At 66.8% G+C, this 12799-nt stretch carries 10 protein-coding genes; 1 reads left to right on the top strand and 9 read right to left on the bottom strand.

The annotated features are described in order from the left end of the window. Positions 1-5: 5 nt before the first annotated feature. From ABUE31_RS02525 to aptA, 3 genes are all read right to left on the bottom strand, one after another. Positions 6-887, bottom strand: a complete 882-nt coding sequence (locus ABUE31_RS02525) for a hypothetical protein (RefSeq protein ID WP_367721920.1) — start codon at positions 885-887, stop codon at positions 6-8. 16 nt (positions 888-903) lie between these two features. Next, entirely contained in the window at positions 904-2154 is a 1251-nt protein-coding gene (locus ABUE31_RS02520; protein WP_367722509.1) for a Zn-dependent hydrolase, read from the bottom strand. Between the two features lie 70 nt (positions 2155-2224). After that, the gene (gene aptA, locus ABUE31_RS02515; RefSeq protein ID WP_367721919.1) at positions 2225-3553 is read right to left on the bottom strand and encodes an omega-aminotransferase AptA; all 1329 of its coding nucleotides are present in this window, start codon (positions 3551-3553) and stop codon (positions 2225-2227) included. Positions 3554-3775: 222 nt separating this feature from the next. Here aptA and rutR point away from each other — a divergent pair, with 222 nt between their 5' ends. After that, positions 3776-4408, top strand: a complete 633-nt coding sequence (gene rutR, locus ABUE31_RS02510; RefSeq protein WP_367721918.1) for an HTH-type transcriptional regulator RutR — start codon at positions 3776-3778, stop codon at positions 4406-4408. Between the two features lie 61 nt (positions 4409-4469). Here rutR and ABUE31_RS02505 read toward each other — a convergent pair whose 3' ends face one another. The 6 genes from ABUE31_RS02505 to ABUE31_RS02480 form a co-directional block, all read right to left on the bottom strand. Continuing rightward, entirely contained in the window at positions 4470-6236 is a 1767-nt protein-coding gene (locus ABUE31_RS02505; protein WP_367721917.1) for a cation:proton antiporter domain-containing protein, read from the bottom strand. A 120-nt stretch (positions 6237-6356) separates the two neighbouring features. After that, complete coding sequence (locus ABUE31_RS02500; protein ID WP_367721916.1) at positions 6357-6728, bottom strand: DoxX family membrane protein; 372 nt, start codon at positions 6726-6728, stop codon at positions 6357-6359. A 109-nt stretch (positions 6729-6837) separates the two neighbouring features. After that, complete coding sequence (gene preA / locus ABUE31_RS02495) at positions 6838-8151, bottom strand: NAD-dependent dihydropyrimidine dehydrogenase subunit PreA (RefSeq protein ID WP_367721915.1); 1314 nt, start codon at positions 8149-8151, stop codon at positions 6838-6840. Positions 8152-8153: 2 nt separating this feature from the next. Then, positions 8154-9518: an NAD(P)-dependent oxidoreductase gene (locus tag ABUE31_RS02490; protein WP_367721914.1), complete on the bottom strand. Its 1365-nt coding sequence runs from the start codon at positions 9516-9518 to the stop codon at positions 8154-8156. A 143-nt stretch (positions 9519-9661) separates the two neighbouring features. Then, complete coding sequence (locus ABUE31_RS02485; RefSeq protein WP_367722508.1) at positions 9662-10336, bottom strand: isochorismatase family protein; 675 nt, start codon at positions 10334-10336, stop codon at positions 9662-9664. Between the two features lie 14 nt (positions 10337-10350). Beyond that, positions 10351-12789: a GcvT family protein gene (locus ABUE31_RS02480; protein ID WP_367721913.1), complete on the bottom strand. Its 2439-nt coding sequence runs from the start codon at positions 12787-12789 to the stop codon at positions 10351-10353. Between the last annotated feature and the right edge of the window lie 10 nt (positions 12790-12799).

The following is a 12799-nucleotide window of genomic DNA, read 5'->3' as shown; positions in this document are numbered from 1 at the left end:
CGAGGTCACGCCCGGCCCCGCCTTCGCCGGCCCCGCCATCTGCGCCAGTCCGCCACGAGAAGGTCGAGCGTGCCGTAGACGGGAACGACGACGGCGAAGGTCGCCGGCCTGAGGTCGCGCGACGGCGTGCAGGCGTCGGCGATCTGCTTCTGGTGCTGTTCGCTCGCCCAGATATGCGCAAACCCCATGAACTGGTTGATGACGCTCTCGCGCAGGCTCGCGATCCTCGAATGGTTGGCGCGGAAGATCGCGAACGCGGTGTAAAGCGCTGTCAGCACCGAGATCGCGAGGATGATGAGCAGGATGTTGGTGTCGCCGGTATAGGTGCCTGACAGCAGTGCATAGACCCACACGCCGAGCGAAAACAGGATGAAGGTCTTGGCGATGGCGAACGCCGCCTCCTCGCCGGCCAGCTGTCCGCCGTAGCTCTCGTCCGTCTCGCGCTCGATGTCGCGCAGCTTCTTCTTGAATTCGTAGAGCCGCTGGTTTTCCTCGTCGGTGTGTTCCTCGCCGCGCGCGGCGCGCAGGACATCGAAGGCGCTGAGCGTGAGGTCGTCGATCGCCACCCAACCCGACAGCGGCACGATGGCCGGCGGAATGTAGCGCCCGACCCGCTCGAACAGGACGTAGATGATGTGGATGGTGGTGAGGAACACGAAGAGGATCAGCAGCAGCGCGAAGTCTGACACGCCGAGCACGTCGAAGATCGTCTGGTAGTTCTCGACGACGCTGTTGATCAGCTCCATGTCCGGGAGAAATCCCTCGGAGGCGCTGCCGATGTCGGTGAAGCCGGAGGCGACGTAGAAGACGACGCCGGCGACGACCAATCGCGACGTCATGAAGTTGGAGAAACGGATTACGCTTTGAAGGAGCCCTTCGACGTCCATCCACCCTCCCCTGGCGTCAATCCACGATGACGGCGGTTTCCACGACCGCGTGGAACAGCACGTCGCAGCCGGCCGCGGCCCATTCCGGATAGATCTCCTCGGCCTCGTTGTGGCTGAGGCCGTCGACGCAGGGGCACATCACCATCGATGTCGGCGCGACGCGGTTGATCCAGCAGGCGTCGTGCCCGGCCCCCGAGACGATGTCGCGATGCGAATAGCCGAGCCGCTCGGCAGCGTCGCGCACGGCCTTGACGCAATCCTTGTCGAAGGTGACCGGGTCGAAATGGCCGACCTGCTCGATCTCGAAGCCGATATCGAGCGCCTCGCAGATGGTCGCGATGCCGTCGCGGATGCGCGCGTCCATCTCGTCCAGCACCTCCTTGTCGGGCGACCGGATGTCGATGGTGAAGACGGTCCGTCCGGCGATGATGTTGCGCGAGTTCGGGTAGACCTCCATGTGGCCGACGGCGCCGACCGCATGCGGCTGGTAGTCCATCGCCACTTCGTGCACCAGTTCGGTGACGCGCGCCATGCCGAGGCCCGCATTGCGGCGCTTGGGCATCGGCGTCGAGCCGGTATGCGCTTCGCGGCCGGTCAGCGTCACCTGCAGCCATTTCAGGCCCTGGCCGTGGGTCACCACGCCGATGTCGATGCCCTCGTCCTCGAGGATCGGCCCCTGCTCGATGTGCAGTTCGAAGAAGGCCTTCATCTTGCGCTGGCCGACAGGCTCGTCGCCCTTCCAGCCGATGCGCTCCAGTTCATCGCCGAAGCGCTTGCCGTCCTTGTCCCTGCGGTCGTAGGCGTAGTCCTGGGTGATCATGTCGGCAAACACCGCCGAAGCCATCATGGCCGGCGCGTAGCGCGTGCCTTCCTCGTTGGTCCAGTTGGCGACGACGATCGGGTGCCTTGTCCTGATGCCAAGGTCGTTCAGCGTACGGATCACTTCGAGGCCGCCGAGCACGCCGAGCACGCCGTCGAACTTGCCGCCGGTGGGCTGCGTGTCCAGATGCGAGCCGACATAGACGGGCAAAGCGTCGGGATCGGTACCCTCGCGGCGGGCAAACATTGTGCCCATCTGGTCGACGCCCATGGTCAGGCCGGCGGCGTCGCACCACGTCTGGAACAGCCGCCTGCCCTCGCCGTCCTCGTCGGTCAGCGTCTGGCGGTTGTTGCCGCCGGCGATGCCGGGGCCGATCTTCGCCATCTCCATGAGGGAATCCCAGAGACGGTCGGAATCGATGCGCAGGTTTTCGCCGGGGGCGGCCATAGTCGGTCCTCTCATTCCATGTCGTCGTTCGGGCGGCGGTTCCCGTCGCCGCCCGGACGGTCGGTCGAAGTCAGTCGACGGCGCGCAGCACCTCGCGGACGTGGTCTATCAGTTCGTCGATCTGTCCCTTGGTGATGATCAGCGGCGGCGAGAGCGCGATGATGTCGCCGGTGGTGCGGATCAGGGCGCCCTTCTCGAAGGCCTTCACGAAGGCCTGGAAGGCGCGCTTGCTCGGGCTGCCGGCGATCGGCTCAAGCTCGATCGCGCCGACCATGCCGATGTTGCGGATGTCGATGACATGCGGCTCGCCCTTCAGCGAATGCAGCGCTTCCTCGAAATGCGGCGCCAGTTCCGCGCCGCGCGTCAGCAGCCCCTCCTCCTTGTAGGTGTCGAGCGTGCCGAGCGCCGCGGCGCAGGCGATCGGGTTGCCGGAGTAGGTGTAGCCGTGGAAGAACTCGATCAGGTGTTCCGGCCCGGTCATGAAGGCGTCGTGGATCTGCTTGGTCACGAAGACCGCGCCCATCGGGATAACCCCGTTGGAGACGCCCTTGGCGGTAGTGATGATGTCGGGCTTGACCCCGAAATAGTCCGCCGCGAACGGCGTGCCTAGACGACCGAAGCCGGTGATCACCTCGTCGAAGATGAGCAGGATGCCGTGCTTGGTGCAGATCTCGCGCAGCCGCTGGAGGTAGCCCTTCGGCGGGATCAGCACGCCGGTCGAGCCGGCGACGGGTTCGACGATGACGGCGGCGATGGTCGACGCGTCATGCAGCGCGACGATCCGCTCGAGTTCGTCGGCGAGTTCCGCGCCATGCTCGGGCACGCCGCGCGTGAAGGCGTTCTTGGCCGGCAGGTGGGTGTGCGGCAGGTGGTCGACGCCGGTCAGAAGCGTGCCGAACATCTTGCGGTTGTTGACGATGCCGCCGACCGAGATGCCGCCGAAATTGACGCCGTGGTAGCCGCGCTCGCGGCCGATCAGGCGGGTGCGCGAGCCGTCGCCCCGGGCGCGGTGGTAGGCGATCGCCATCTTCAGCGCGGTGTCGACCGATTCCGAACCGGAGTTGGTGTAGAAGACATGCTCCATGCCCTCAGGCGCGATGTCGATCAGCCTGTTGGAAAGCTCGAACACGATGGGGTGGCCCATCTGGAAGGCGGGCGCGTAGTCGAGTTCCGCGGCCTGGTGCTGGATCGCCTCGGTGATCTTCGGCCGGCAATGGCCGGCGTTGACGCACCAGAGGCCGGCCGTGCCGTCGAGGATCTTGCGGCCGTCGGTGGCCGTGTAGTGCATGTCCTTCGCGGCGGCCAGCATGCGCGGCGCCTGCTTGAACTGGCGGTTTGCCGTGAACGGCATCCAGAATGCGTTGAGATCGTTCGGCGTTACTTTCAGCCGGTTCGACATGACCAAGCTTTCCTTTCAAGTAGCTCGTTGCGGTGTGCCAGCGCTTGGTCCGGGCGGCGTTTTCGTGCTACGCAAATTTTTACCGAATGGACAAACGTTAGCACCGCCATGCAGGCGGTCAAGGGGACTGATAGCGGAAATGAAGCCCGGGAGGCGCGTTCCACAGGTCGGCAAAAACTGGTCCAGAGAATTGGGCCAGATTGGCCGCGGACCGCACAGCGCGTGACCTCGCCGGCCGCCGCCCCGAAACGCACGCGCATTCAGCGCGAGAAGCGCGAGCTGATCCTGGAAGCGGCGCTCGACATCTTCTCCACGCATGGCTTCCGCGGCTCGACGATCGACCAGATCGCCGAGGCGGCAGGCATGTCCAAGCCGAACCTGCTCTATTATTTCCGCCGCAAGGAAGACATCCACGAGACGCTGATGCAGCGGCTGCTCGACACCTGGCTGGCGCCGCTGCGCGAATTCGACAATGTCGGCGATCCCCTGACCGAACTGCGCGGCTACATCCGCCGCAAGCTGGAAATGGCGCGCGACTATCCGCGCGAGAGCCGGCTGTTCGCGAACGAGATCCTGCAGGGAGCGCCGCGCATCATGCCGATGCTCGAAGGCGAACTGAAGCAGTTGGTCGACGAGAAGGCGCAGGTGATCAAGGGCTGGATGCGCGACGGCAAGATCGCGCCGACGGACCCCTGGCACCTGATCTTCTCGATCTGGGCGACGACCCAGCACTATGCCGATTTCGACACGCAGGTGCGCGCCGTGCTCGGGCCCGACCGCGGCAGCGAGGGCCGCTTCGAGGACGCCGCGCGCTTCCTCGAACACTTGTTCCTCGAGGGCCTGCGCCCGAGGTGACCACCGCTGCGACCGCGCAACGCCAGTTCCCGCCGCAGATCGCGACACCGCGCCGCCTGCGCTAGAGATCCGTCGCCGCCGCCTTGCGGTCCTGCGGCTCGTCCTCGCCGGCGTCGGCGGCGGCGCGGTTCATGGCGTGGCGGTCTTGCGCCATCGCCTCGACGGCCGCCCGCACCTGCGGGTGGCGCGACATGAACAGCCTGAAGTCGCGGCGCGACAGAACGAGGAAGTCGCAGAAGTCGACCGCCGTGACGTCGGCCGCCCTTGGCGCGCCGGTGAGCAGCGCCATCTCGCCGAAGAACGAGCCGGCCTCGAGATTGACGTCGGCGCCCTTGATGTCGACCTCGACCGTGCCCGAGACGATGAAGTACATGGCGTCGCCCTTCTCGCCGGCGCGCACGATGCGGTCTCCCGGCGACGCCGATTTCGGCACGAACAGGAGGAGCAGTTCCTCCTGGGCGTCGGCGTCGATCGCCTTGAAGAGCGGAAAGGTCTCCACGAACTCGGTGATCTTGCGAGCCTGCTCGCTCTCGCGCTTCTTGGCCTGCGCGCGGATCCGCTCGAGTTCGACCGTCAGCACCCGTTCGCGGCGCCGCCCGTAGTTTGCCGCAAAAACCGGAAAGCGGGCGCTGATCCACCGCTCCAGCTTCTCGGAGGCGGCAAAGGCGAGCGGGTTGATGGTGATCGACAGGATGGCGGCCGCGAGCAGCAGGCTCTGCGCCTCGCGCGTCACCAGGCCGTGCGCCACGCCGAGGCTGGCGAGGATGAAGGAGAATTCGCCGATCTGCGCGATGCCGGCGGCCATGCCGAGCGCCATGCGGACCGGGTAGCGCAGCGCCAGGATGAGCAGGAAGGCGCCGAGCGGCTTGCCGAGCGCGACGATGGCGACCACGGCGAGCACCTCGAGCGGCTTGTCGAGCAGGACCGTCGGTTCGAACAGCATGCCGATCGAGACGAAGAACAGCACCGAAAAGGCATCCTGCAGTGGCAGCGAATTGGCGGCGGCGCGATGGCTGAGCTGGGATTCGCCCATGACCAGACCGGCGAAGAAGGCGCCGAGCGCAAACGACACCCCGAAGGCGGCGGCCGAGCCGAAGGCGATGCCGAGCGCCAGCGCCAGCACGGCCAGCGTGAACAGTTCGCGCGAGCCGGTCCGCGCCACCTTGATCAGGATCCACGGCACGACGCGCGGGCCGATCAGCGCGGCCAGCAGCGCGAAGCCGCCGACCTTGGACAGCGTCAGCAGGAGGGTGAGCGCGATCGGCGCATCCGAGGCCTCCTCGCCCGGCCCGGCATGGCCCCCCAGGCTGACCGCGAAAGCCGGCAGCAGGACGAGCGCCAGCACCATCGCCAGGTCCTCGACGATCAGCCAGCCGACCGCGACGCGGCCCTGCGTCGCCTGCAGGAGGTTGCGCTCCTCGAGCGCCTTCAGAAGGACGACGGTGCTCGCCACCGACAGGCAGAGCCCGAAGACGATGCCGTGGCCGATGTCCCAGCCCCAGAATGAGGTGAGCGCGACGCCGAGCAGGGTGGCGAGGACGATCTGGCCGAGCGCGCCGGCGACGACGATGCCGCGCACGGCGAGCAGGTCGGATGCCGAAAAATGCAGGCCGACGCCGAACATCAGCAGGATGATGCCGATCTCGGCCAGTTGCCCTGCCATAGCCGCATCGGCGACGAAGCCCGGCGTGAAGGGACCGACGAAGATGCCGGCGACGAGATAGCCGACCAGCGCCGGCAGCCGCAGGCGGTCGGCGATATAGCCGAAGATCGACGCCAGCACGAAGCCGACGGCAATCGTCGCGACCAGGTTCACGTCATGCGGCAAGGCTCGACCCCTACAGTCTTGCACCTGTTCTGTCGGCGCGGATTGGCCTAGTCAACGATTTTCGCCGATCGCCGGCCGCCGGCACGGATTTCGGCCAATCCGGCTGTTCCGAGCGCCGATTCAGAGCGATTCGGCGGCGATCATCAACAGGCCGGCCGCCAGCGTGATGTTGACCAGCGTCAGATAGAGATGCGGGTCGCGCTCCTTGCCCGCGAACAGGAAGAGGTTGTGATAGAGCGCCGTGGCCAGAACGAGGAACACGATCAGCGCCACGACCGCCGGCAGGACACCGATGCCGGAGATCAGCGCCAGGCCAGCCGCAACCTGCACCGCGAAGCCGGCTGCCATGACCGGCGCCGGCAGCTTCCAGCCGTAGTTGGTCGCCGCCTGCCGCTTCTCGCCGAAGCCCAGAAAGTTGCGGATGCCGGCGATCAGGAAAAAGGTACCGAACACGATGCGTCCGATCGCCATCAGAACTGCCGTAGTCGCCATGCGCGCGGTCTCCCCTCGCGCGCTGGTTATCCGGTTCCGATCGGCATTGGAAGGGCCGGCCCGCCGCACGGATGAGGCCAGAGGGCACTCATCCGTCGGCGGGCGCGCCCTACTCGGCGGCCTGGCGGGCTGCCGGGTTGTTCGGGTGCTGCGTCCAGTTGGCGTAGTCGGGCGACACCGGCTTGCCGGTGCGCTTGTCCATCGCGCCGGTGGCCAGCGGCACCATCGTGATGCAGTTCTCCACAGGGCAGACGTTGACGCAGAGATTGCAGCCGACGCACTCCTCCTCCATCACCTCGAAGTGACGTTTGCCGTCCACCATGGACGTGATCGCCTGGTGCGAGGTGTCCTCGCAGGCGATGTGGCAGCGGCCGCACTTGATACAGGCGTCCTGGTCGATGCTGGCCTTGGCGATGTAGTTGAGGTTGAGGTACTGCCAGTCGGTGACGTTGGGCGTGGCGCGGCCGATGATGTCGTCGAGCGACCGGTGGCCCTTCTCGTCCATCCAGTTCTCCAGCCCCGAGATCATCTCCTGGACGACCTTGAAGCCGTAGGTCATGGCCGCCGTGCAGACCTGGACATTGCCGGCGCCGAGCGCCAGGAATTCGGCGGCGTCGCGCCAGGTGGTGATGCCGCCGATGCCCGAGATCGGCAAACCCTGCGTCTCGGGATCACGGGCGATCTCGGCCACCATGTTCAGGGCGATCGGCTTGACCGCCGGCCCGCAATAGCCGCCATGGCTGCCCTTGCCGTCGATCGAGGGCTCCGGCGAGAAGCTGTCGAGGTTGACCGAAGTGATCGAACTGATCGTGTTGATCAGGCTGACCGCGTCGGAGCCGCCCGCCTTTGCCGCCCGCGCCGGATGGCGGATGTCGGTGATGTTGGGAGTAAGCTTGGTGATGACCGGCATGCGGGTGTTGGCCTTGCACCAGCGCACCACCATCTCGATGTATTCCGGCACCTGGCCGACGGCCGAGCCCATGCCGCGCTCGCTCATGCCGTGCGGGCAGCCGAAGTTAAGCTCGATCCCGTCGGCGCCGGTTTCCTCGACCAAAGGCAGGATCGCCTTCCAGGCCTCCTCCACGCACGGCACCATCAGCGACACCACGAGGGCCCGGTCAGGCCAATCCATCTTGACCTGCTTGATCTCGCGCAGGTTGATCTGCAGGTCGCGGTCGGTGATCAGCTCGATGTTGTTGAAGCCGAGGAGCCTGCGGTCGGCGCCCCAGATCGCGCCATAGCGCGGGCCGTTGACGTTGACGACGGGCGGCCCTTCCTCGCCGAGCGTCTTCCAGACAACGCCGCCCCATCCGGCCTTGAAGGCGCGCACGACATTGTAGGCCTTGTCGGTCGGCGGCGCCGAAGCCAGCCAGAACGGGTTCGGGCTCTTGATGCCGACGAAGTTGTTGCGGATATCAGCCATGCTCATGCCCTCCCGTTCGAGGTGAGTGCCCGGTGGATGCTCTCCGCGGCGTCACGGCCGGCGGCGACCGCCGCCACGGTGAGATCCTCGCGCGCATCCGCGACGCAGTCGCCGCCCGCCCAGATCTTCGCGTTCGAGGTCCGGCCCTCCTGATCGACCTCGATGCGGCCGTCCTTCAGGGCGACCGCAGCCGCGCCGCCGACGGTTTCGCCGACGAAGGTCTGGCCGATCGCCTTGAACACCTGGTCCGCGGGGATGACGACGGTCTGGCCGATCCCGACCAGCTTGCCGTCCTGCAGCCGGGTGTATTCCAGCTCAAGGCCGGCGACAGCGCCGGCATCGGTGACGACGCGCCTCGGCTGCAGCCAGTGGCGGATGGTGACGCCCTTCGACGCCGCGAGGTCCTGCTCGAAGCCCGACGCGTTCATATGCTCCTTGCCGCGGCGGTAGCAGATGGTCACCTCCTCGGCGCCCAGCAGCTTGGACTGCACGGCGGCATCGATCGCCGTCATGCCGCCGCCGACGACGACCACGCGCCGCCCGACGGGCAGCGCGCCGAGGTCGCTCGCCTGGCGCAGATCAGCGATGAACTCGACGGCGTTGTCGACGCCCTCGGCATCCTCGCCGTCCGCCCTGAGCGCATTGACGCCACCGAGACCCAGACCCAGGAAAACCGCGTCGTAGGCATCCGCGAGATCGGCCAGCTGCACGTCGCGGCCGAGCGCCCGGCCGTGCTCGATCGTGATGCCGCCGATCGCGGTGACGTAGTCGACCTCGGCCTGCGCGAAGTTCTCGGTGCTCTTGTAGGCGGCGATGCCGTATTCGTTGAGGCCGCCCGGCTTGGGCCTTGCCTCGAAGATCGTGACGTCGTGACCGTGGCGCGCCAGCCTGTGCGCGGCAGCGAGACCAGCGGGCCCGGCGCCGACGACGGCGATCTTGCGCCCGGTGGACGGCGCGCGCTCATAAAACTGCCTTTCTTCGGCCATCGCCGCATCGGTGGCGTAGCGCTGCAGGCGGCCGATCTGCACCGGCTTGCCTTCGGCCTCCTCGCGGACGCAGGCCTCCTCGCACAGCGTCTCGGTCGGGCAGACGCGCGCGCACATGCCGCCGAGGATGTTCTGGTCGAAGATCGTCTTGGCTGCGCCGATCGGGTTGCCGGTGGAGATCTCGCGGATGAACATCGGGATGTCGATCGCCGTCGGGCATGCGTTCATGCACGGCGCATCGTAGCAGAAGTAGCAGCGATCGGACTCGACCAGCGCCTCGTGGTGGTCGAGCGGCGGGTGCAGGTCGGAAAAATTGTCGGCATACTGGGACGGGCCGAGGCGGCCGCCGACGATCCCTTCCCTCAAATGGCCATCAGGCATCCCGGTATTCCCCTTATTGGTTTTTGGGGAAGGCTAGCACGTTTTGGTTTTTTATCAATCGGTCAAACTTTTCCCAAGTCCTTGATTTCACGTGTCAAAACTTGAATTAAAAACTCAGGATTTACGCAGGGTCACGCGGGCGTTCACAGCCAGGCATAGACCGTCGCTGCATCCTCGTAGCCGTAGCGGATGGGCACCGGCCGGTCGGGCTGCCAGGCAGGCACCGTCTCGCCGGCCATCAGGCGGCAAGCGCCTGCCGTATCGACGACCGCGCCGCCATAGATCCGGTTGGCCAGGTTGAGCACGCCGGTCTGGTGCATGGCGACCGAGCCGCTGCCGCAGGCGTCCTTGACGAGCACGACGCGGAAGCCGAGCTTCAGCGCCGCCTTGACGGTGGCGTCCACGCAGGCCTCGGTCCAGACGCCGCAGACCAGCAGCCATTCCACGCCCTCGGCCTTCAGGGCGTCGCCGAGCCCCGTGCCGAACGCGCTCGCCTCCGACTTGACGACGAGTTGCTCGCCATCGACCGGCGCGACTTCCGGGCAGATCGCCGTCAGCGGATCGTCCTTGTCGCTGAAGGCCGAGCGGCCGTCCGGCAGCCGCGGGTGATGCGGCAGCGAGACGGCGGCATCGACGACATAGGCGAAGTGGTGAACGGGGATGGCGGCCAGCCGCGCGGCGTCCTGCAGGCGCCGCGCATTGGCGACGACCGCGTCGAAGCCGACGGCGAGCAGCCGCCGATCCTGCCGGTGTTCCTCCTGCAGGTCGATGCAGAGCAGCGCCGCCCGATCGCCGGCGATGACGAGCGGCCTTTTCATGGTGTCCAGGTTGTTCATCCGCGCATGTGCTCCAGCTTGGCGTCGAACAGCGGCTCGGGCTGCAGGCGTGCGGCAAACCGCCTGCCGAGCAGCTCGATCTCGAAGCCCTCGGTGGCGTTGGCGATCTCCTTCGGCACGTAGCCGAGCGCGACCGACAGACTGGCGCCATGCGCGTAGCCGCCGGAGGTGACCCAGCCTTTCACGGCGCCGTCGTGCCAGATGGCCTCGTCGCCGATCACGTCGGCGTCCTCGGTGTCCACGATGAAGGTGCGCAGCCTGAGCTTGCCGCCGCTCTCGCGCTCGGCCAGCGCGCCGGCCTTGCCTATGAAGCCGGCCGGCTTGTCGTAGGCGACGAAACGATCGAGCCCGGCTTCCAGCGGCCCGTAGATCGGCCGGTATTCGCGCGCCCAGGAGCCGTAGCTCTTTTCCAGGCGCAGTGCGTTGAGCGCACGGCTGCCGAACAGCGCGATGCCGAACTCGGCGCCGGCCTCCATCAACGTGTCGTAGACGGCGCGCTGGTATTCCGGGGCCATCCAGATCTCGTAGCCGAGGTCGCCGGTGTAGCTGACGCGGCCGACAAGGCACGGCGCCATGCCGATGTCGATCGACCGGATCGCCATGAACGGGAAAGCGGCGTTCGAGACGTCGGCGCGGGTGACTTTTTCCAGCACCTTTCGCGCGTTGGGGCCGGCAAGCGACAGGCCGAGGCGGCGCAGCCCCAGCGCCTCGATGGCGACCGAACCGTCGTCCGGCAGGTGTTTTTCGAACCAGCGCATGTGGAACTGCTCGGCGATGCCCGAGCCGGCTAGGAACCATTCGGACGCCTTGCCCTCGCGGGCGAGATTGGCGAGCGAAAAGTCGCCGATCAGCCTGCCGTCTTCCTTGAGCATCGGCGCCAGCGTCATGCGGCCGGGTTTCGGCAGCTTGCAGGCTAGCATTCTGTCGAGCCACGCTTCCGCGCCCTGCCCCACGACGCGGTATTTGGCGAAGGACGAGATTTCGCTCAGCCCGACGCTGTCACGCACCGCCTTCACCTCTCGCCCGACATGCTCGAAGTCTGTCGAGCGCCGCCACGAGAACTCATCCTTCACGCCTTCCGGCGCGTACCACAGCGGCACCTCCAGCCCGTAGGCGACGCCGAACTGCGCGCCCTTCTGCTTGAGCAGATCGTAGACCGGCGTCGTCTTCAGCGGCCGCCCGGCCGGCAGTTCCTCGTTGGGGAAGCGGATCGAGAAGCGGCGCGAATAGTTCTCGCGCACCTTGGCGTTGGTGTAGGCCATGGTCGCCCAGTCGCCGTAGCGCGCCACGTCCATCGCCCAGATGTCGAAGCCGGGATCGCCGTGGATCATCCAGTTGGACAGCGCCAGCCCGACACCACCGCCCTGCGAAAAACCGGCCATGACGCCGCAGGCGACCCAGAAACCCGGCAGGCCGCGCACCGGCCCGACCAGCGGGTTGCCGTCGGGGGCGAAGGTGAAGGGGCCGTTGATGATCTGCTTGATGCCGGTGTTCTGGAAGGCCGGGAAATGGCGGAAGCCGACTTCCAGCGACGGAGCGATACGGTCGATGTCGGGCTCCAGCAGCTCATGGCCGAAATTCCACGGCGTCGAGAATTCCGACCAGGGTTTAGCCGCCTTCTCATAGGTGCCCATCAGCATGCCGCCGCGCTCCTGGCGCAGATAGAGCTCGCCGTCGAAATCGACCGCGTGGATCACCTCCTTGCCGGTCGCGGCGTTGACCTCGGCGACCTCCGGCATGTCCTCGGTGATCAGGTACATGTGTTCCATGGCGAGCACCGGCAGCTCCAGCCCGACCATGCGGCCGACCTCGCGCGCCCACAGGCCGCCGGCGTTGACGACGTGGTCGGCGATCACCTCGCCCTTATTGGTGACGACACGCCATTTTCCGTCGGGCTGGCGCACGATGTCCTCGACCCTGGTGAAACGCTCGACCTCCGCGCCGAGCTTTCGCGCCGCCCTGGCATAGGCGTGCGTCACGCCGGACGGATCGAGATGGCCGTCCTCGGAGTTGCGGACCGCGCCGACGAACTGCTTCGGGTCGAGCAGCGGCATCAGGCGATGCGCCTCCTCGGCGGAAATCTCCTCCAGGTCGAGGCCGAGATAGCGCCCCTTGGCGACGACGCCGCGCAGCCAGTCCATGCGCGCCTCGGTGGCAGCCAGCAGCACCCCGCCCGTCACATGCACGCCGGTCGCCTGTCCCGACAGCTCCTCGATCTCCTTGTAGAGCTCGATCGTGTATTTCTGCAGTTTCGCGACGTTGGGGTCGCCGTTGATGGTGTGCATGCCGCCGGCGGCGTGCCAGGTCGAGCCGGACGTCAGCTCGTCGCGCTCCAGCAGAACGACGTCCTTCCAGCCGGAACGGGCGAGATGGTAGAGCACCGAACATCCCACCACGCCCCCGCCGATGACCACGACCGCAGCATGCGATTTCATGTTTTTCCGT

This window comes from Mesorhizobium marinum (assembly GCF_040813675.1).
In the GTDB taxonomy this organism is placed as follows: Bacteria; Pseudomonadota; Alphaproteobacteria; order Rhizobiales; family Rhizobiaceae; genus Mesorhizobium_K; species Mesorhizobium_K marinum.
The sequence above is the reverse complement of the archived record's forward strand: the minus strand, read 5'-3'. Positions and strand labels throughout refer to the sequence as shown.